The following is a 20833-nucleotide window of genomic DNA, read 5'->3' as shown; positions in this document are numbered from 1 at the left end:
TGTGGACGCCGGGCTTCTCCTTTTTTTAAAAATCCAACTATCAAAATTTAGTCACATCAATAGGTTCAATTGCTTCAGCCGCGCAATGTTCATAGTATCTTTTCAGGAATGTTTCCCAATTGTCTCTGGCAACAATTTCTCCTTCTTCACCCAAATAGTCTAATGTTCCTTCTACAATATTGAAGGTGATAACATCTTCATCCCCTACTGCTATCGGCGTATGTTTGGAGCCTGCAGGCTCATAAACCATGTCACCAGGTTTGGAGATCCAAGGCTCCTCGAGATATCTCCAAGTCCCTTGGACGGTATAAACAATGACTGTTCCAGGATGGAAATGGGCCGGAAGCTGCATTTTCGCAGGAACACTTAATAACGTAACCGTCTGTCCTGTAACAGGGTTGGCTTTTAGCAATTTAAATTTCGCATCTCCAAAATATGGAATCCAAGGCAATTCATCTACGCTAACATTACCTGCATGAAATACTTCTACTTCTTTTACATCTTTTAAATTACTCACTTAAAATCCCCTCTTTCAATTAATATTTATTAAATTCGCTTATTGTTTTCGCTTTCATTAACAAGCAAATTAAATAGTCCAAGATTATTGAATTCAGTATAATCATAATTGCGAATTAAGTAAAATCGTTATTTTTTAATCGCAATTAAGTATGGTTAATTTACGCAACCAAATGTTTACTTAGCCCCAAGTCCACCATCAAGAGTCAAAATATGTCCAGTACAATAATCAGATGCTGCTGAAGCAAAGTATAGGAGTGCACCTACCAAATCATTGTCACTGCCTAATCTTCTAACAGGAACTTGTGAGGCAATGAAAGGACCTGCTTTGTGTACAAGTGTTCCCGGTATTTCTGGGTTATTCATTCCTGTAGTGAAAACTCCAGGAGCAATTGAATTTACATACACCCCATGCCGGCCCCACTTAACTGCTAGATCCTTCGTTAAAGTCATGACTGCACCCTTACTGGTTGTATATCCAACAGAATCCACAGCTTCCGGGTCAACTCCTTTAAAGCCGATACTTGAAGAAATATTAATGATTTTACCGTATTCGTTATTAATCATATGTTTTCCAACTGCCTGACACATCAAGAATGTTCCTGTCACATTTGTATCCAGCATAGCTTGCCATTGTTCTAAAGGCATATCCGTAGCAGGAGACTCAAAAACTGTTCCGCTGTTGTTGACTAAAATTTCGATTTTCCCAAAATGAGAAATCGCTTTCTCTACACCTTGAACGACAGATTCCCGATCCGTGACATCCAATGATAGACCAAGTGCCTGTCTTCCTAACGCCTCGATTTCCTTTACAACTGCTTCGCAAACCTCTAAACGCCGTGAACATACAACAACGTTTGCTCCGGCTTCTGCCAAAGCCAGTGCCATTACACGACCTAATCCGCTGCCGCCTCCGGTCACGATTGCTGTCTTACCATTTAAATCAAACAATTGGTTCAATGACATTCTAGTTCTCCTCCTGTTTTTTGAATATTCAAAGATTTTAAAATATTATTGATATTGATTATACTAATAAATTATAATTAAATAAAATTAAAGATTTTAATGTGGTAAGTAAGTATTACTAATATTTAAAAAAGGAGAACAGTCATGAATATTGAACAATTACTATATATCGTAGAAGTCGCAAAATACAATTCTCTGTCTATCGCAGCACAGAATCTACATGTGACTCAATCCAACATCAGCCAGTCCATAACTAACTTGGAAAAGGAGTTGGGGATTAAAGTTCTTAAGCGGTCACGGGGACACGGCGCTGTCCCAACCGATGAAGGAAGAATCATTCTGAAACTCGCATATGAAGTACAAAAAAAACTTGAGGAAATAAAAGAGACTGCTAACTTATTGAATTCCACGGAAGTGGGGGAACTAAAAATTTCGTCATTACCTGGATTGATGACGTTCCTGGTAAAAGCGATAGCATCGTTTAGACATGATTATCCGTACGTAAATTTGGAGGTTTCCGATAAAAGTGGATCTGCTGTAATTAAAGATGTTCGACAGCACAAGACTGACATTGGACTGATTACGTATTCAAGTGATTTGAACATAAACATGGAAGGAATAGCTTTTGAAGCATTAATTGAAGGGAAGCAGAAAGTATATGTTTCTAAGCATTCTCCCTTAGCCATCCTTGGTACTATAACTCCGCATGATATACTTGATCAAACTCTCGTGACATATAAGGGTGAATTTATGCAGTATTTTGTACAAGAATTCTTTCATAAATATAAGCCCTTGAAAATCTTATTTACTTCAAATAATATGGATGGAGTTCTCCAAGCAGTCAATGAAAATTTGGCAATTACATTTGCTCCTGATTTCGTAATGAAAAACTATCCCCTTATCATTAATGGCGATATCGTTCCAATTGATTTGGTGTATCACCCGACTGTAAATATTTCTTTAGGATTAGTTCGTTCAGAGAATAAACATTTGTCCAGTTTTGCCAACAAATATATTCATTATTTAAAATCAGAAATCATTAAGAATTAAAAAAGAAAAAAAGAGAAGGCTCTTCGTCTCAAGGTGGCGAAAAGCTTCTCTTTTTTAATATCTATCTCTACCTAACAGAAATTAGCAGTGTTATCTCTTTACCTTTTAATAGAAGCCTTTTGGCGATCCCCTTCACCACATGTCTTTTCCATCACTTCATCAAGTGAAACACCTTCTTGCGTTTCAGCAAGAAACATTCCCTCAGTAAAATCAACAAGCTCTACTTCCAATTCTCCACTTAAAAATTGCTTTTCAAAGAACTTGTTCTCACCTACTATATTCTTAATCTTTTTATTGGTAAGCAGTGACCCCATTCCCAATCATCCACCCCACAATTGTTTCTGCCCGCCTTTCTAACTCTTCCAGTTTTTTAGAAACTCATTTTCTGCTTCAAGGAATTTGATTCACGCTTCGGCATTCTTAAATTAACCCTCTACAAACAGTGGCTTGGAAGAAGGGCGTCTTATACTTCCTTTTCCACTGTGTTCCGTAAGAAAAGCCTTCCTCACCAAACCCTTTCAAAGGTATCATACCAGCGATGTAGACAACGCTTAGGTTGTTCCTTACCAATTATTTCGAAATTAAATCCATGTTCCAAGAAAATTTGAGAGGGGGATTTCCCCTTATTATATTCCTTAACAGCTTTTATTTTAAATTCATGATTTTAGGAGTTAGGCCGCTCTGAAGCACTTATGATAGTAGGATTCTTTTTAAGTTCGTTAATCTGAAATTCAGAGTCTCATGGAAATCCTCCTTCCATACTCTTTAAACCTATTGAACAAAGAAAACCCGATAAGGGACACTTTTTTATGTGTGTCCGTTATCCGGGGTATAGTTCAAATCCTGTTACGAAACTACTGAATTATTTAATCCTCCACTTCAATATGATCATCAGCGTAAGTCTCGGTTATCTTATCCTGACAACTCCAGCACTTGCTGCGATTTCGCTCCATAATAGCTAATTCTTCACGACACAATACACAACAGTCCATCTCAGAAACGGCCTTTTCATTTTTACACATAGTTTATTTCCCTCCTTGATTCACCTATTAATGATTTTTATACAATAACTTGTTCCTCAGGTTTTATCTGATTTTGGTTCACAGGACGGACAATGGCCCAAAACAATAATCCGATTACGAACATAACCAAAGAAGTTACTTGGAAGCCATAACCATATCCAATTGCCTCTGTTCCTGCATACTGGATAAAATACCCGAATATTAGTGGAGCAATAATGCTTGTTGAACTTGATAGAGCCACATAGGTCCCTTGAGCCTTTCCAATGTTTTTGGGTGAAAATAATTCCATTAATATGGCGGGTGCAAGTGAAAGAATAACAATCGCAAAACCCGGAGCAAGGATGAAGAATAGAATGGAAATAGAACTAGAATTAAAGGCATTTGCAAGAAATAAACAAATAGCGGATAGCACCATCGTAATCCCTGCAACATTTATTCGTGCTTTACGAATATCTCCTGTTTTGCGATAAAGCCAATCCGATAACAAGGCAAAGACAATTTGGCAAAGGGCTGCAAAAAGAAAAGGTAAAGACACTGCAAGTTTTAACATTTCCCCATCAAAACGTTTAATTTCGGTAAAATATGCAGGAAACCATACAGCTTGAACGGACAATAACCAATAGGCACAGCCTGCACACAAAACGATAAAAATAAAATTTTTAGATAATAGATACGGAAGAAACTGACGCCAAGAAACATTAGAAGAAATTATTGAGTGCTTATCTTCTTGATCAAAAGTATACGAACCGACTTCTTTTGGGCTTTCTTTTCCAAGAATCAACCATAAAACTAGCACCATTAGTCCAACAATTCCCATTGCTATAAAAGCAGATCTCCATCCATATCCATTGATCAAGGAGATTAATAATGGCGAAGCAATCGCGGGCCCGATTGTTGCTCCAAAGAGAACAGCACCAAAGCCTATACCATGTCTATGTTTAGGAAACCACTTTCCTATTATTGAAGTTGATATAGCAACTGCAGGACCTTCTCCTGCTCCCAAGACCATTCTTGTTAAAACTAGCAAAGACAGACTGGACACAAAAGGAGTGGTAAATTGAACAATTAACCAGATAAACGAGATCCAAGTAAACATTTTTTTCGTATTTCTTGAATCGGCCATTCCCCCTAGAATGAAAGATGAAAAGGTAAAGAACCAAAAAAACGAACTCCCGACAATTCCCCATTGTGAAGGACTTAAATGTAACTCTTCCATTAGAGGAACAGAAACCAAACCAATGATAATTTTATCAACCTGGTTGATCATACCTGAAGCTACAAGAATTAATAATATGATCCAAGAATATTTAGGTGTTTTCAAATTAATAATCTCCCCTTCTATTCCGTTAACATGAATCAATGGTGTTTTAAAAGTTTTTAAAGGTAAATCTTCCGTGTTTAACCTTGTCGAAACTCTTTATATTTATTAATCCCATTACCTCATTTTATCTACAATACCTCCAGCTGTTTTGTCGCGTACCGGAATACCACCGCGACCCGCTTTACCAGTTTTCTCATCAATGAACATCGCGAAGTCTGGCGCAATTTCTCGCCCATTTGGCATCGTGAGCCATAATCTTAATAAATGACGTTTGCGTTCAGGTTCTTCATAGTCTTCGTATACAGTACGTGAATGAAGAACAGTATAATTATTAACAAATTGCATATCACCCGGTTCCATCATCATATCAATATGCATGTTTTCATCATAAAGGAGGGAATCCATCAAGTCATATGCTTCAGTTTCAACTTTTGACAAATATTTTCCTGTTTTCACTTGTGCCGATTCGACATATCCGCGGTTATATCTGCAGCTTAATTTACCTTCGTAATAACTAAAGACTGGTGACGAATAAACAGGAGATTCACCTGGTGTTTCCTCACCACGACGATCCAAGAAATATGGAAGATAGAGAATTCCAAGATACTCTGGGTACCTATCCAGAATTTCATTGTAAACCGCGATGGAACTTACGATACTACTGTAACCACCAGCTTTAGCTTTTCGAAGACTTAATAATCCGACTACGTCAGATCCATCTACGTGAAAGGGAAGATGAGCATTCGTTTGGTAACCACGTACATTTGAATCATTAATGTCGAGACCTTGGTCAACAACATGCCCTAATAGATCACCTTTTGCGTTTTGCGTTACCGGGATGCCCAGGTGAACTCCGAGACCCCAGTATATGATGCTTGCTTCTTCATCTGTATACTTTTCTATTGGTAAGCCACGAATTAATAGAAAACCTCTCCCATTTTCCAGCTCATTTATAAAATAGGCTATTTCGTAAGAGAGATCCGGAATTGGAAAGTCCTCCTTGTTAAAATCAGGTGCCTTTAACCCTTTTTGTTTTACATAAAATAAAGCGCTTTCAAGATTTGCAATCGTTTTCTCTGACAAATAATAAATCCATGAATCATTTTTTGTTAAATCAATACCTTTCCAAGCTACTGGTCCATGAATTTTCCCATTTAAAATAGACGGCAACGAGACCCCTCCTTCGTTTTGCAATTTTAACTAATGAAAAAGTTTGGGCTGTTTTCCTACTTCAACAGCGACTGCCACAAACTTTCAGACCCTTATTCAAACAATTATTGCTTAATAAATGATGTTCCTTGTTCCACCCTTCACCTCCATGGAAGCGCTCTAAAAAACTTCTGACTGTTATAATTGTTATTTCGTTAATTATATTCATAATTTTCAGTAAAATAAAATTAAAAAATTTAATCTGCAAATCACATTTACTAATAAATGGAAAATACAATATCCTTGTACATGGAAATCGTACAATGCATATCATAATATTAATAAAACTTAACTGCAATTTAAAATTTTTAATTTTATATAATTATCATTTATAGGTAGAATCAAAGATAGAAATGATTAACTATTCTAATAAATAACTTTCAAGCAGAGTCTAATACAAGTTAATTCGAAACAGGAGGTTGAACTATGGACTTAAAATTATCTGGAAAAAAAGCACTTATCGTTGGAGGAAGCAGGGGTATTGGCAAAGCTATTGCCCGTCAGTTGGCTTTGGAAGGCGTAGATTGTACGATTTGTTCAAGAAACGAATCTTCACTAAAGAATGCAGCAGACGAATTGGCCAAAGAAACCAACAGAAGTATTTATCCAATCGTGGCAGATACTAATGATCCTGACTCTATCCTAAATTTAGTTGAAAAATCAGCAGCAGAAATGGGAAGCATTGATATTTTAATCAATAGTGGAGCCCGTGTTGGAGGCCATGAACCAGAGGAATTTAACAGCATTAAAGATGAACTTATCCTGAAAGATTTTGAGGAAAAGTATTTGGGCTATTTTCGTTGTATCCGGGCTGTTGCTCCTTATATGATTCAAAATAATTGGGGACGTATTATCAATATAAGTGGTCTGGCAGCTAGAATAGGCGGTAATTATTTTAGTTCCGGACCTCGTAATGCGTCTGTTGTCCATATGACAAAATCCGCATCATTAGAATTAGGAAAGCACGAAATTACTGTCAATGCTGTTTATCCAGGGATTGTCGATACTGAAACGTTTAGAGGCCGTGTCACTAATGAGGAAGCTATACGCCAGGCAGCATCAATGAATGCCCTCGGCCGCTTGATTACACCAGAGGAAATTGCTTATGTCGTTACCTTCCTAGCCTCACCTTTGGCGGCATCGATAACTGGCGATGTCATTTCGGTAACCGGTGGAATTGGAAATACCGTTTATTACTAAATGCCTAGTGTTACGATTGTTACTGTTTCGTTTGTAAAATTAAATAGGTTATTTTAAAAAGCGAGCCTCACTAAATTCTGAGGCTCGCTTCATTTAAAACATTTTCTTTCAATCTGTCCCAATTGTATATTTTAAGGAACTCAAGAACTTCTCGATCCTAGAAACAGTCAATTCTATGTTCTTTGAGAAAATATCCATTTGTACAAAAAATCCGTGGACCATCCCGGGTTCACATTCATATTCAACTTGAACACCAAAATCTTTCAGACGTTCAGCATAGGCCATTCCTTCATCCCGAAGCACATCATTTTCCGCTGTAATAATAATTGCTGGCGGGAGACCACTTAAATCTTGAGCTACCAAGGGGGAAGCATACTCATTACACCTGTCCTCACTATTCCTTAAATAATGATCACGGAACCAAATCAACTGTTCGCGATCAAGACCAAATCCTTTTGCAAAGGTTCGATGGGATTCCGTATTGAACTCAAGATTTGTCGCAGGATAGACTAAGACCTGTGCAGCGATGTTTGGACCTTTTTTGTTTCTAGCCATCATCGTAATTACAGTCGCTAGATTTCCACCTACGCTATCCCCTCCAACTACCAATCGAGAAACTTCTCCGTTAAATGAAGGCCCATTTTCAAAAACCCATTGCAATGCGGAATATGCGTCTTCTACTGGAGTCGGGAACTTATACTCTGGAGAAAGACGATAGTTTACGGATACAACAATACTTTCCGTTCGATTCGCTATCATTCGGCAGCTAGCATCCGATGATTCAATGTCTCCTAGAACCCATCCTCCACCATGGTAGTAAATAAATAGAGGGAAAGGACCTTGCCCTTCCGGTATATATACCCTGCATTTGATTGTTTCATCCTGGCTTACCGGAATCATGAATTCCTCAACTTTTGAAAGCGGTTCCGTTTTTGCGGCAGAACGCGGTGCTTTAGAAAGCATCTCTCTTACTGACTTATGATCCATCGTATGAATAGATGGCAGCCGATTAAATGCTTGTAAATATTTTTCTGCTTGCGGATCTAAATTTTCCAAAAAACATCATCCTCACTTCAGTTTTTTTAAAAAAATTAAACCAGTTATAGAAACATAAAATGGTGATTTTATTCATTATTTTCGTTGAATAAAATCACCATACAAGAAATATTGGTGATTATTATTACCACCGGTTTTTTATCTAATTACAGGTGCTCCTCCTATATAAAACTCGAAACCTGGAGCGATTTTTCGGCCATTTGGCATCATGAGCCACAATCTTAATAAATGACGTTTGCGGTCATCTTCTTCATAGTCTACAAATAGTGTACGTGAATGAAAAACGGTATAATTATTAACGAATTGCATATCACCCGGTTCCATCATCATATCAATATGAAAGTTTTTATCAGCAGTAAGGGAATCTATAAAATTAAATGCTTCGATTTCCTCTTTCGACAAAGAGATACCTGTTTTCATTTGTGCTGATTCTACATATTGACGCATATATCTGCAGCTTAATTTACCATCGTAATAGCTAAAGACCGGTGATGGAACTACTGGAGATTGACCTGGTGCTTCTTCCCCACGAAGATCGTGGGCGAAAGGACGATAGAGAATTTCAAGGTACTCTGGGTGTTTATCCAGCACTTCATTATAGATAGACATCGCACTAGCGATGCTGCTCAAACCGCCCGATCTCGCTTTACGAAGACATAGTAATCCGACAACATCAGCGAGATCTGTGTGATAGTCAAGACGTACATTCGTTTGGTAACCTCTAACTGTTGTATTATCATTGAAGTCTTTACCCATATTTTTGATATGCCCTAAGAGGTCACCCTTTTTTCCTTGAATGATCGGTAGGCCCAAGTGTAGTCCAAAACCCCAGTAAATGATACTAGCTTCATCGTCGGTATATTGATCCATTGGTAATCCACGAATCAATAGAAATCCCCTCCCATTCTCCAGCTCGTCAACAAAATAAGCAATTTCATCAGTGAGATCAGGAATAGGGAAATCCTCCTTGTTAAAATTGGGGGCCTTTAACCCTTTTTGTTGAACGTGTAATACAGCCTTGTCTAGAGCTGCAAGGGTTTTCTCTGACAAATAATAAATCCATGAATCATCTTTTTCCAGTTCGATACCTTTCCACGCTGAACGCCCTTGAATTTTTTCCTTTAAAATAACTGACATACATATTCCTCCTTTATATTTGTTATACCACTTTAATAGATCGAATATTTTGAATTTAATATTTATGGTACACTTATTAATTTTTCATTAAATGAAATTATCATTTGTAACTTATAAATAAGTTAGATCAATATAATCTTACTAAGAATCTTTCAATCTACGTTTTATATCTCTTAAATGCTCACATGCTCATCTGTTTCATTTATTGTGTGGCTTTCCTTTGCGGGACGTACACCGATCCAAAACAATAATCCGATTATGAGCATCCCTAAAGAAGAGGCTTGAAATGCGTATCCATATCCGATAGCTTCAGTCTCCGCATTTTGAATAAAATAGCCAAATACGAGTGGAGCGATAATACTTGTAGTACTCGCAAGTGCAATGAACGTCCCTTGTGCCTTTCCAATATTCTGAGGAGAATAAAACTCCATCAATATTGCGGGTGCGAGTGAAAGAATGACATACGCAAAACCCGGAGCAAGGGTGAAGAACAATATGGACATCGCCGTGGAATTCGCGGCATTTGCTAGGTATAAGCATAAAGCGGATAACATCATCGTTATGCCGGCAAGATTTATTCGTGCTTTACGAATATCTCCGGTTTTACGATAGAGCCGATCTGATAGAATGGCAAATCCTAATTGGAAAAAGGCTGCAAAAAGAAAAGGTAAAGACACGGCTAATTTTAATGTTTGACCATTAAAATGTTGAATTTTGGTGAAATAGGCCGGAAGCCATACCGCTTGTACGGACAATAACCAATAGGCACACCCCCCGCACAGAACGATCAGAATAAAATTTTTAGATATCAGATGCGGAAGAAACTGACTCCAAGAAACATTAGAGAGGCTGGATGATTGCTGCTCCTTATGCTGTATCGACGGACAGCCGATTTCTTGAGGACTTTCTTTACCGAAAATCATCCATAAAACCAGCACAATCAGTCCCAGAATACCCATCGCTATAAATGCAGATCTCCATCCATAATGATCAATCAAGGAGATTAATAATGGTGAAGCGATCGCAGATCCTCCAGTCGTTCCTAATAGAACCGCACCAAAGCCGATGCCGTGCCTATGTTTCGGAAACCATTTTCCCATGATTGCCGTGGATAGAGCGGGGGCAGGACCTTCACCAGCTCCCAAAATCATTCTGGTTAACAAAAGCATAGACAAACTGCTAACGAAAGGGGTAACAAGTTGAACTATCAACCAAATCAAGGACATCCAAGTTAACATTTTTTTCGTGTTTTTTGAATCTGCCATGCCGCCTAGAATAATAGATGAGAAGGTAAAGAACCAAAAGAAAGAACTTCCTACGACTCCCCATTGCGTTGGACTTAAATGTAACTCTTTCATTAAAGGAACTGAAACCAAGCCAATAATTATTTTATCCACTTGGTTGATCATCCCGCTAAGAACAAGAAATAATAAGATAATCCAAGAATATTTTGGAGTGCTTGTCATGTAAATCCCCCACGTTTTACTATATAAGGAACACCTTTTTCTGAGTTCTAAAAGGTGTTCCCACTCGTTCTTACTAAACGTTTTATAAAAATCACTTCAGGGTTTCTACAATACCACCAGATGTTGTTTTACGTTGCGGTACGCCGCCGCGACCTGGTTTACCCGTATTCTCATCAATAAACATCGCGAATTCAGGGGAAATTTCCCGACCATTTGGCATTGTGAGCCACAATCTTAAAAGATGACGTTTGCGTTCCGGCTCCTCATAGTCTTCGTATTGAGTACGTGAGTGCAGAATCGTATAATTATTGACGAACTGCATATCCCCCGGCTCCAACATCATGTTATAATGCAAATTCTCATCATGAAGGAGGGAATCCAGTAAGTCTAATGCTTCAATTTCCACTTTTGACAATTGGATGCCAGTCTTTGCTTGTGCTGATTCGATAAATAACCGGACATATCTACAGCTCAGTTTACCATCATAATAATTAAAGATTGATGATTTAAATACTGGAGGTTCTCCCGGAGCTTCCTCTCCACGGCGATCAAAGAAAAATGGACGACAGAGAACTCCAAGATATTCCGGGTTCTTCTCCAAAATTTCATTGTAAACAGTCATCGAACTTATGATACTGCTGTGCCCTCCAGATTTCCCTTTTCGCAGGCTTAATAATCCAACAACATCAGATCCATCAGCATGAAATGGAAGATGCAGTTTCGTTTGGTAACCACGTACATTAGAATTTTCTAAGCTAAAACCTTGATCTTTGACGTGCCCTAAGAGGTCACCATTCGCGTTTTGCGATACCGGAATGCCCATGTGAAGTCCCAGACCCCAGTAAATGATGCTTACATCTTCATCTGTATACCTTTCAATAGGTAATCCACGAATTAATAGGAACCCTTTCCCATTCTCCAGCTCTTCAACAAAGTAAACGATTTCTTCATATAAATCAGGAATCGGAAAATCCTCTTTGCTAAAATCAGGTGCTTTTAAACCCTTTTGTTTAACATGAATTAAAGCGTTCTCAAGAGAGGCAATCGTTTTTTCAGACAAATAATAAACCCATGAATCATCTTTAGCCAGATCAGTGCCTTTCCACGCTACTTGCCCTTTTACTTTTTCCTTTAAAATGGTTGACATAATTAATCCCCCTTTAATAAGTTGGTTCTTTTCTTACTTCACTTCTGTCAATTCTCTTAACTCTCTGCGCAAAATCTTCCCTGTTGAATTCTTAGGCAGTTCTTTAAAAAATTCTACTCGTTTAGGAAGTTTGTACTTCACCAGTCTATCCTGACAGAATTGAATAATGTCATTCATGGTGATACGTTCATCCTTAACTACGACAAAAGCTTTAACACTTTCACCGTATTCCCCATCTGGAACTCCGATTACGGCAGCCTCTACTACAGCAGGATGTTGATACAGGACTTCCTCCACTTCACGAGGATATACATTGTAGCCTCCAACAATAATAATGTCCTTCTTGCGGTCAACAATGTAGATGTATCCTTCTTCATCCATTGTTGCGAGATCACCAGTGTAAAACCACCCGTCATTAAAAGCAGCTGAAGTAGTTTCCGGCATCCCCAAATATCCCTTCATTACATTTGGCCCTTGAACAACTAATTCTCCGACTTCTCCTCTCGGCAATTCTTTTCCGAACTCACCTACAACTTTGCTTTGGACAGCTGGAATATTCAAGCCGATAGAACCTGGCTTGCGAGTTCCTTTTAATGGATTAATAGCGACTAGAGGAGCAGTTTCCGAAAGCCCATATCCTTCCAAGATAGAAACATTAAACTTGTTTTCAAATTTATGCAGCAGCTCTGCCGAAATCGAGGCACCTCCAGAGATACACATGCGAATAGATTGGCAATCCTCCGCAATCGCTTCAGGCAATTGATAGATAAAACTGTACATCGTTGGTACTCCAGCAAACACGGTTGCCTTTTTTTCTCGAATGGTGCTGACCACGTCATGAGGGCTGAATTTAGGCTGGATAAGGACTGTTGCCCCACAAGCAATTGGCGCATTCAGACAAACTGTCATACAGAATACATGGAACATAGGCAGAACAGCTACTACACGATCTTTATCATCGAATTCTAATAATTTTGAAATGGAGTCCGCATTTGAAACCAAGTTCCGATGCGTTAACATTGCACCCTTTGGTTTCCCGGTTGTTCCTGATGTGTATAGAATGACTGCAAGATCTTCATCATCAATGTAAGGGCTTCCACAAGCATTAATACTTGTGCTTGTTTCCATGAGACGCTCCCATGTCGATTCCTGATCCTCGGCTTCGATATAAACCACAAGCTTCAAATTTTCCAATTGCTTTTTTACTTCAGATAACTTCGGTTTTACAGATACATGAGTAATGACCGCTTTGGCTTGACAATTGTCTAATAAGTATTTGATTTCCCCTTGGGTATAAAAAGGATTGATCGGAACAACAAATGCACCAAGCCGTAAAATACCGTAGTACGCAATGAGAAATTCAGGGCTATTTCCTAAAATAAGAGCCACTCCATCTCCCTTCCTGATTCCTTGTACATACAGACCAGCAGCCAATTGATCCACCTTCTGATTTAGTTCTTGATAAGTAACACTTTTATCTCCATAGATATAAGCGATACTTTCTGGGAAATTACTTGCGCTTCGTATTAGATTTTCGTTTAAGTTATAACTCATTAAATGAATTCCACCCCTTTTCTCACATAGAAGGCTTTGAATTGCCAACTATTTTGAATATTTAAACTATTATTACATTTTTAGTATACTCATAAATTATAGTTAAATAAAATTAAATATTTTAATTTGTATATAAGTATTAATAATATTAAAAAGGAACTTCAGGATTACAGAAGGGCTACTTAGATGATCTCTCCTTCTACTTCAAAAAAAAGACACTGCCTCATTAAAATGAACTATGCCCCTTTTTCGGACAGTATAACAAGGCGCCTATGCGGCTAATAGGTGGTCCCAGTTTTGTACCGGTGCCATTTCTTTAGTCCCAATCGATAACGAGACTCATTTCTCATTACACCTATTGAAACATAAAAAAACCCGGATAAGGGACATTTTTGATGTGTGTCCGTTATTCGGGGTATAGTTTATGTTTCTTCAGCGTTATTATTTTCTTTTAGTTTAAGATTCCAATGTGATTATCACAGTTCTTTTGAAATATTATTATTCCTTTTCTTTTTCACTAAAAGAATGATGCCAATGATAAAAGCAACTGCGCTGTATAACCAGGTGTACATAAAGGCAAGGCCCAGTCCGATATTTGCGTCCATATAATCGTTTTTCACATGATCTATGGCTAAATATAAAAGCGGAGCAGCTCCAATGATGAACAGGATGACCCAGAGAACATTTCTTTTCGGATTCTTGGTTGATAAAATAATAATGATGAAGGACAACAAGAGAAACGCTTCTGAAACTATCGTCAACGTTACCAGATTGCTCATAATAATTCACTCCTAATCGTGGTTGCATATAGGGAATTTATTTTATGTTCCCTTATATCTATGCTACTTTTCGTTCCTATATTATTAACGTATAAAACCTGAACCCTTCCAACAGGAATGAAGGATCCAGGTTTCATGTTAATTTTTCTTGGATAATTGCAAGGCATTCTTGATGCTTTTCAGTGATTTTGAGCTACCGTACATCAAGACTCCACCACGATAGATTTTTGCTCCGATTATTCCAAGTAAAACAATCGTTAAGATCAACACTCCTATGCTGATGGCGATTTCCCAGAATGGAACCTCAAGCATCCCTACGCGCAAGAACATGATCATCGGCGTGAAAAATGGAATGAATGATGTAATCGTAATATAACTGGCTGACGGATTCCCCAGTCCAAACATTGCAATCATGAAGGCGATGACAACTAACATGGTCATCGGTGAAATCATTTGCTGGACATCTTCAATTTTGCTGACAACGGATCCAAGGCATGCTGCAAGAGTCGCGTACAGAAAATACCCAAGCAAAGCGAAGATGATTGCATAAATGATCGTTGAGATATCTGTGCTGCCGAAACCGAAAAATGAAAAGAATCCTTCATCCATACCTGTCAAGTTTTGTTTAATCGAGAAATAGCCCACCCCAAAAAATAAAATCATTTGAGTAAGACTAAGTAAAGCAACACCCATTATTTTGGCAAACATCTGTGTGACTGGCGGGACACTTGAAATCAGGATTTCCATGACTCGTGATGTTTTCTCAGTAGCCACTTCCATTGCAATCATCGTTGCATACATCAACACACCGAAGTAAATCACAAATAGGAGCACATACACGAGACCGCGTGCTTGATTGAGATCCTCTTCCGTTTTTGCATTTTTCTGAAGAGCAATCGTATCAAATGCTGGGGGCGTATTCAATTGAGCGATTTGTTGCTCTGTCAAATTCAATTCCTTCGCCGTTATTTGACCCTTCAATTGAGTAAGCGCTAATAGTAAATCATTACTTACCGCAGAATCTGAAATTTGATTCGCTTTGTACGTTCCCTTGAAGCCGAGAGTTTTATCCTTTTGGATTAATAAATACCCAACGATTTCTTCCGCGCTGACCATTTCCTCCGCTTCCTTTTCATCCTGGGCGGATATTATCGATAGGTCATCGTTCACACCTGCTACCGCTTTTTTATAAGAATCAAATAAACCGCCTTCAGTCTGATCGATTACGGCAACCTTTTCCTGTTCATCACTGTCGAATTTATCAATAAGATTCGAAAGATTCGAAAGAAGGAGAATCAGTGCCATCATAATGATTGTAGAAATGATAAAGGATTTCGTCTTTAATTTTGATAGGTATGTATGGGAAAGGACAATCCAAAATTTATTCATAGACGGCACCTACTTTTTCAATGAAAATATCCGTTAGCGATGGTTCTTCCAATTCGAATTTCCGGACGAAACCTCTTGGAACAAGATCACGTAGCATGCTCTCAGCCACATCTTCACCAGTTACTTGAAGAATTTTCCCTTCCATCGTGTTCTTGACTTTTGTTACACCTGAATAATTATCCAAGAAAGATAGATCAAAATCTGCTTTAATTGAGACATTCTTTTTACCAAAAGAACGCTTGATTTCTTTTAACTTTCCAGCCACAACAGGTGAACCTTTATGCATGATGCAAAGATGCTCACACATCTCCTCGACATGCTCCATGCGATGGCTCGAGAAAACGATCGTCGTGCCGCTGTCCCTTAAGTCAATGACCGCTTTCTTCAGAATTTCCACATTCACTGGATCCAGTCCGCTGAAGGGTTCGTCAAGGATAAGTAATTCAGGTTTATGGATCATGGATGCGATCAGCTGGATTTTTTGTTGATTTCCCTTTGAAAGCTCTTCAACTCGCTTATCGATATACTCGGGCACCATAAAGCGGTCCAGCCAATACTCCAATTCTTTCAAAGCATCCCGTTTGTTCATCCCTCTTAATCTAGCCAAATAAACAATTTGATCGCGCACCTTCAGTTTTGGATATAGTCCGCGTTCCTCAGGAAGATAGCCAATCATTGAACTTGTCGTATAATCGATTTTCTTACCATCCCAGACAACTTCCCCTTCAGTAGGGTCAAGCAGGCCAAGTATCATTCGGAACGTGGTCGTTTTCCCCGCTCCATTCCCGCCTAAAAAGCCGAACATTTCTTTTTCGGGAATAGTTAAATCAAGCTTGTTGACTGCTGTGAAATCCCCGAATTTTTTCGTAACTTCTTTAATGTGTAAAACCAATGCGCAACCTCCTATTATATGATTCTAATTATATGTTAACGGAAAGGTTTTCCAATTTCAACTATCACCAAGAACCAAATAACACCCTTTCTCCTTCGATTATATGCAAATTCAATAAACAAATTTCACTATCTAACCCTTGAAAATAAATTAAATGTAAAATAGTGGGTGAAAACAATAATTTTGCGTTATTGAGGTTGTTCTTGTTAAATTTTGGATTATACTGAAATCAAGTTTTTCATCACTAAAAAAGGACTTTTACGCCTTTCTTTTGCATTGGTAAATTTGTGGACTTTTTTGGGTACAATATGAAATGAACTAGTAAACGTTATCTTAGTTTCGGGAGGAAGTTTATATGATTAATGAAAAAGTGGCTTTAATATTAGAAGATAAAATTAACGTTATTAAAAGTGATGAAACATCCATTTATTTAGTCGGCCCAATCAAATTACCCGTAAACTTAGAGGGCGAAACAATTATATTCCAGTGGTATTGCTGGTTACGATGTGAGAATATGGCTGGTCATTTTTGTGGTGATGGCACTTATAATATAGATAAGATCATTGAAACTTTAGCCTCTTCCAACTTAGCGGAAATGCAGCAATCAAGTGTGTTACTGTATGGAGATTTTCAAAGCTCCTCCGATGCCCTTATCCGGATGCATAGTATATGTCATACTGGAGATATATTTGGCAGCAAACGCTGTGATTGTGGCTTTCAATTAAAGCGGGCTATGAAAATGATTGCAACTCAAGGATCCGGGGCTTTATTTTATTTAGCCAATCACGAAGGAAGAGGCATCGGATTATTTAGTAAAGCCATGGCTTATGTTCTGCAAGAAAAAGGATTGGATACGGTGGAAGCTAATTTGGAGCTTGGATTTGTGGATGATGCACGCAACTATGATGACGCCATTCGGGTGTTAAAAAAACTGCGCTCTAATCCAGTGACCCTTATCACCAACAATCCGAGAAAATTAGAAGCCCTTCAAAACTCAGGTGCCAATGTTGCAGGAAGAGTTCCGTTATGGGGAGACATTTCCGAGTTTAATGAAAAATATTTAAAAACTAAAGTGGTACGTTCCGGTCATTTAAAAGATAGTAAAAATGAATGAATTATTTGTTTTATATGAAATTGTTTCTACCCCTAAATAGGTTTGAAGTGAAATAAATCAACTTGTTACCGTATGCTTTTCCTTATTAAGTTCTTTGATTTATAACATCACAGGTTACCGTAAAATGAAAACACATACGAGTATAAGGATATAAATAAAATTGCTCACGTCTGGATAATAAGAAAATACATAAAAACAGGATGCAACGGAAAGTTGCACCCTGCCTGAAAAAGGGGTTTGCTTCATTTCGAATCAGCATAAATTCTCTGCGATAAACACCTCATCTACATTAGAGTAAGAACTGGTATCTGACTAGAGTTTACCATCCAAAGCAACCATCCCCTATATCTTAAAAGTTTCATCAACTTTCAAAGCATAAATGACAATTATTGAATGAGTTTTCTGCTTTTACGTGCAAGAGAACCATCTCCTTGCTCGAATCGATTTTTTAATGAAGCTATCAGTAGTTAAGTTAAACGTCTTTAACTAACACCTCATTTACTATATGATGTGAATCATACGTAATCAGTAGCCCCTTCTTCTTTATTTATAATGACCATCAGCGGCTAAAAAATAACTGGTTGTTTATGGATATCAAGAGTTCTTTCAAACGATTTCCAGCAAACAAAAAGGAATTTAATGGGATTCCAAACGAAAATCTTCGCAATCTCAATGGCATAACAAATGCTTTGTTCCCTAACGATCCTTTTTAGCACATTAATTAGTGGAATTAAGCTAAACTAAACGATAAACTCTACACTAAGTTCAACTCCCGTCAGTGGAAATGGCGGGTGAGCAAAAATAAAAAAGGCGCCAGTCAGTTAGTTTTCAACGACTTGTACACCCTCTTCCAGTATTTACTTTATCATTAATTTAGAAAGGACAAAGCGAATAACCTCGCTTTGTCCCTCCCTCATAGCACTATGAAGAGTTTATTATTGCGCTATGATTATTACCATATTATTGCCAAACTATGAAAGATAACCTTGCCAATCCCTGATAGTTCAATGTTACCAATACAGGAGTAGAAGAAGAGTTTGGTTCTTTGTTTGGCTGGGACTTACCTGAAGACACAATCTTTTATGATGAAATTTTCTATACGGAAACGATAACTAGACTTGCAACAGAAATGTTGAAGAATAATGAAGAAAAAATTATTAAAGCTGCTTTAGTCGGGAATCCAGATGTGTTAGATGAAAATATAAGTGAATATTACATTGCTGATAGTGTCATTTACGATGATGAATCTTATTTCGTCGGTAAAATGTATGATTTTGCATTCAACAAAGCATCCTATCTAGCAAAACCTGATTTCTCCGCATATCTAGATCTTAACACGCTAGCTAAGAAGGTTCGACCTAAAAAACAAGGCTTTAAATACGCAGCTACATTAGCTGCTAGAAGAGCCGATGTTCAATCTGCGCATAAATTACCTAACAACAGTAAAAAAAGCATTGCTTTAACAGCAACGCTTTTTTTACTACTTGATATTAAAGCCAACACCAACAACAAAATTAGCTTTAAATTAGACCCTATACTTTGTAAATCCCCTATAAAATTCCTCCATTGCTTGCAATTACATTTTTATACCAGTCAAAAGATTTCTTCTTGCTTCTCTTTAATGTTCCATTACCATCATTATCTTTATCTACATAGATAAAACCATAACGTTTTTTCATTTCACCAGTTGTAAAGGAAACCAAGTCAATGCATCCCCAGGGAGTATACCCCATTAAGTCTACACCGTCTAAATCTATTGCCTTTTTCATTTCTTTAATATGAGATGCAAGATATTCAATTCGATAATCATCATTACAACTTCCATCTGCTTCTTTTACATCGATAGCACCAAAACCGTTTTCTACGATAAACAATGGCAATTCATATCTCTCATAGAGAGAAGCTAAAGCATACCTTAATCCAACTGGATCGATCTGCCATCCCCAGTCACTTGCCTTAACATATGGGTTTGGTACTGAATATTGATTTCCACCGTCTACTAGCTTACTAGTATCTGTATTTGTTTCTGCTTTAACCACTCTTGACATGTAATAACTAAACCCAATATAATCAACCGTTCCTTCTGCCAAGATTTTGCTATCTTCCGGTTCCATTTTTATATCATATCCTTTTCTCTTCCATTCACTTAATGCATAGCTAGGATAATGACCTCTTACATGCACATCTGCAAAGAAGAAACGGTCATGCATACTTTCCAACGCAAGAATCATATCATTTGGATTACATGAGTAAGGATACAGTGGCACAAAGGCACACATACAACCAATTTTCAAATTAGGGTTGATCTCATGTCCTTTCTTCACCACTAAGGCACTAGCCACTAATTCATGATGAACAGCTTGATACATGCTTTCCTCAGGGTTCTTGCATTCGGAATACTTCACTCCAGAACAGGTCCATCCAAAAATATCATTAGAGATATTTTTTTGATTATTAATTTCATTAAAAGTCATCCAGTATTTCACCTTATCTTTGTAGCGTTCCATTACAGTAGTAGAAAAACGTACGAAGAAATCAATGACCTTTCTGTTTCTCCAACCGCCATATTCTTTTGCCAAATGATAAGGCATTTCAAAATGGCTCAATGTAATAACTGGTTCAATCCCATGTTTCAACAATTCATCAAACATGTCATCATAAAATTGCAATCCCTGTTCATTCGGTTCGCTTTCATCTCCATTAGGGAAAATACGTGTCCATGCGATGCTGGTTCTAAAACATTTAAAGCCCATTTCTGCAAATAAAGCGATATCTTCTTTATATTGGCTGTAAAAATCAATAGCCTCAAGATTAGGATAATTTCCCCCCTCAATAATACCGTCTGTAATTTCCCTTGGTACCCCGTTGGCACCAGCAGTCATGATATCGGCAACACTTAATCCTTTTCCACCTTTATTCCAGCCACCTTCCAATTGATGGGCGGATACTGCTCCACCCCATAAGAAACCATCTGGAAATGTTAGTTTAGTCATTTTCATTCTCCTTTTTAATTAT

The 20833-nt window shown here is 37.8% G+C and carries 18 protein-coding genes and 1 pseudogene; 4 read left to right on the top strand and 15 right to left on the bottom strand.

The window, feature by feature from the left end; all coding sequences use genetic code 11:
* Positions 1-40: 40 nt before the first annotated feature.
* Together AC1DIV_RS00230 and AC1DIV_RS00225 are read right to left on the bottom strand one after the other, a co-directional pair.
* Positions 41-517 carry a 2,4'-dihydroxyacetophenone dioxygenase family protein gene (locus AC1DIV_RS00230; RefSeq protein WP_340876122.1) on the bottom strand — a complete coding sequence of 159 codons (477 nt, stop codon included), beginning with the start codon at positions 515-517 and terminating at the stop codon, positions 41-43.
* Positions 518-693: 176 nt separating this feature from the next.
* The gene (locus AC1DIV_RS00225) at positions 694-1482 is read right to left on the bottom strand and encodes an SDR family NAD(P)-dependent oxidoreductase (protein ID WP_340876120.1); all 789 of its coding nucleotides are present in this window, start codon (positions 1480-1482) and stop codon (positions 694-696) included.
* Positions 1483-1626: 144 nt separating this feature from the next.
* Here AC1DIV_RS00225 and AC1DIV_RS00220 point away from each other — a divergent pair, with 144 nt between their 5' ends.
* Positions 1627-2532, top strand: a complete 906-nt coding sequence (locus AC1DIV_RS00220; RefSeq protein WP_340876118.1) for a LysR family transcriptional regulator — start codon at positions 1627-1629, stop codon at positions 2530-2532.
* Positions 2533-2744: 212 nt separating this feature from the next.
* Here AC1DIV_RS00220 and AC1DIV_RS00215 read toward each other — a convergent pair.
* The 4 genes and pseudogenes from AC1DIV_RS00215 to AC1DIV_RS00200 form a co-directional block, all read right to left on the bottom strand.
* Positions 2745-2872, bottom strand: a pseudogene (locus tag AC1DIV_RS00215) (succinyl-CoA--3-ketoacid-CoA transferase); the annotation flags it as partial.
* A 526-nt stretch (positions 2873-3398) separates the two neighbouring features.
* Positions 3399-3554, bottom strand: a complete 156-nt coding sequence (locus AC1DIV_RS00210; RefSeq protein WP_158226103.1) for a hypothetical protein — start codon at positions 3552-3554, stop codon at positions 3399-3401.
* 37 nt (positions 3555-3591) lie between these two features.
* Positions 3592-4875, bottom strand: coding sequence for an MFS transporter (locus AC1DIV_RS00205; RefSeq protein ID WP_340876117.1), 1284 nt, complete (start codon positions 4873-4875; stop codon positions 3592-3594).
* A gap of 114 nt (positions 4876-4989) precedes the next feature.
* On the bottom strand, positions 4990-6045 hold the full coding sequence (locus AC1DIV_RS00200; RefSeq protein WP_340876116.1) for a TauD/TfdA family dioxygenase: 1056 nt from the start codon (positions 6043-6045) through the stop codon (positions 4990-4992).
* A 465-nt stretch (positions 6046-6510) separates the two neighbouring features.
* On the opposite strand from AC1DIV_RS00200, the gene AC1DIV_RS00195 reads away from it, so the two are divergent.
* Entirely contained in the window at positions 6511-7284 is a 774-nt protein-coding gene (locus tag AC1DIV_RS00195; RefSeq protein WP_063593137.1) for an SDR family NAD(P)-dependent oxidoreductase, read from the top strand.
* A 108-nt stretch (positions 7285-7392) separates the two neighbouring features.
* Here AC1DIV_RS00195 and AC1DIV_RS00190 read toward each other — a convergent pair whose 3' ends face one another.
* The 8 genes from AC1DIV_RS00190 to AC1DIV_RS00155 form a co-directional block, all read right to left on the bottom strand.
* On the bottom strand, positions 7393-8340 hold the full coding sequence (locus AC1DIV_RS00190) for an alpha/beta hydrolase (RefSeq protein ID WP_340876115.1): 948 nt from the start codon (positions 8338-8340) through the stop codon (positions 7393-7395).
* A gap of 138 nt (positions 8341-8478) precedes the next feature.
* Complete coding sequence (locus AC1DIV_RS00185) at positions 8479-9477, bottom strand: TauD/TfdA family dioxygenase (protein ID WP_340876114.1); 999 nt, start codon at positions 9475-9477, stop codon at positions 8479-8481.
* 173 nt (positions 9478-9650) lie between these two features.
* Positions 9651-10943 carry an MFS transporter gene (locus tag AC1DIV_RS00180; RefSeq protein ID WP_340876113.1) on the bottom strand — a complete coding sequence of 431 codons (1293 nt, stop codon included), beginning with the start codon at positions 10941-10943 and terminating at the stop codon, positions 9651-9653.
* Between the two features lie 91 nt (positions 10944-11034).
* Positions 11035-12090, bottom strand: a complete 1056-nt coding sequence (locus AC1DIV_RS00175) for a TauD/TfdA family dioxygenase (protein ID WP_340876110.1) — start codon at positions 12088-12090, stop codon at positions 11035-11037.
* Positions 12091-12123: 33 nt separating this feature from the next.
* Positions 12124-13644, bottom strand: a complete 1521-nt coding sequence (locus AC1DIV_RS00170) for a long-chain-fatty-acid--CoA ligase (RefSeq protein ID WP_340876109.1) — start codon at positions 13642-13644, stop codon at positions 12124-12126.
* Between the two features lie 476 nt (positions 13645-14120).
* Positions 14121-14423, bottom strand: a complete 303-nt coding sequence (locus AC1DIV_RS00165) for a hypothetical protein (RefSeq protein WP_202187446.1) — start codon at positions 14421-14423, stop codon at positions 14121-14123.
* 138 nt (positions 14424-14561) lie between these two features.
* A complete protein-coding gene (locus AC1DIV_RS00160) occupies positions 14562-15812 on the bottom strand; it encodes an ABC transporter permease (RefSeq protein ID WP_340876107.1) in 1251 nt (416 codons plus the stop codon).
* Positions 15805-16704: an ABC transporter ATP-binding protein gene (locus AC1DIV_RS00155; protein ID WP_264640950.1), complete on the bottom strand. Its 900-nt coding sequence runs from the start codon at positions 16702-16704 to the stop codon at positions 15805-15807. Before AC1DIV_RS00155 ends, AC1DIV_RS00160 begins: the two co-directional genes overlap by 8 nt.
* Positions 16705-17059: 355 nt before the next feature.
* Between AC1DIV_RS00155 and AC1DIV_RS00150 the strand changes: the two genes are divergently transcribed.
* Together AC1DIV_RS00150 and AC1DIV_RS00145 are read left to right on the top strand one after the other, a co-directional pair.
* Complete coding sequence (locus tag AC1DIV_RS00150; RefSeq protein ID WP_340876103.1) at positions 17060-17818, top strand: GTP cyclohydrolase II; 759 nt, start codon at positions 17060-17062, stop codon at positions 17816-17818.
* A gap of 1045 nt (positions 17819-18863) precedes the next feature.
* Positions 18864-19478: a hypothetical protein gene (locus AC1DIV_RS00145; RefSeq protein WP_340876101.1), complete on the top strand. Its 615-nt coding sequence runs from the start codon at positions 18864-18866 to the stop codon at positions 19476-19478.
* Here AC1DIV_RS00145 and AC1DIV_RS00140 read toward each other — a convergent pair.
* The gene (locus tag AC1DIV_RS00140) at positions 19369-20811 is read right to left on the bottom strand and encodes a 6-phospho-beta-glucosidase (protein WP_340876099.1); all 1443 of its coding nucleotides are present in this window, start codon (positions 20809-20811) and stop codon (positions 19369-19371) included. The two genes, AC1DIV_RS00145 and AC1DIV_RS00140, sit on opposite strands and share 110 nt — an antisense overlap.
* Positions 20812-20833 lie beyond the last annotated feature (22 nt).

It is taken from the genome of Peribacillus sp. 05N428 (assembly GCF_056397085.1).
This window is presented reverse-complemented; position numbering and strand designations above follow the sequence as displayed.

Excerpts from the sequence above, each read along its gene's own strand:
- AC1DIV_RS00175 (WP_340876110.1), bottom strand. The coding sequence starts at position 12,090 with ATGTCAACCATTTTAAAGGAAAAAGTAAAAGGGCAAGTAGCGTGGAAA.
- AC1DIV_RS00140 (WP_340876099.1), bottom strand. The coding sequence starts at position 20,811 with ATGACTAAACTAACATTTCCAGATGGTTTCTTATGGGGTGGAGCAGTA.
- AC1DIV_RS00180 (WP_340876113.1), bottom strand. The coding sequence starts at position 10,943 with ATGACAAGCACTCCAAAATATTCTTGGATTATCTTATTATTTCTTGTT.
- AC1DIV_RS00160 (WP_340876107.1), bottom strand. The coding sequence starts at position 15,812 with ATGAATAAATTTTGGATTGTCCTTTCCCATACATACCTATCAAAATTA.
- AC1DIV_RS00165 (WP_202187446.1), bottom strand. The coding sequence starts at position 14,423 with ATGAGCAATCTGGTAACGTTGACGATAGTTTCAGAAGCGTTTCTCTTG.
- AC1DIV_RS00225 (WP_340876120.1), bottom strand. The coding sequence starts at position 1,482 with ATGTCATTGAACCAATTGTTTGATTTAAATGGTAAGACAGCAATCGTG.
- AC1DIV_RS00185 (WP_340876114.1), bottom strand. The coding sequence starts at position 9,477 with ATGTCAGTTATTTTAAAGGAAAAAATTCAAGGGCGTTCAGCGTGGAAA.
- AC1DIV_RS00170 (WP_340876109.1), bottom strand. The coding sequence starts at position 13,644 with ATGAGTTATAACTTAAACGAAAATCTAATACGAAGCGCAAGTAATTTC.
- AC1DIV_RS00220 (WP_340876118.1), top strand. The coding sequence starts at position 1,627 with ATGAATATTGAACAATTACTATATATCGTAGAAGTCGCAAAATACAAT.
- AC1DIV_RS00195 (WP_063593137.1), top strand. The coding sequence starts at position 6,511 with ATGGACTTAAAATTATCTGGAAAAAAAGCACTTATCGTTGGAGGAAGC.
- AC1DIV_RS00150 (WP_340876103.1), top strand. The coding sequence starts at position 17,060 with ATGATTAATGAAAAAGTGGCTTTAATATTAGAAGATAAAATTAACGTT.
- AC1DIV_RS00210 (WP_158226103.1), bottom strand. The coding sequence starts at position 3,554 with ATGTGTAAAAATGAAAAGGCCGTTTCTGAGATGGACTGTTGTGTATTG.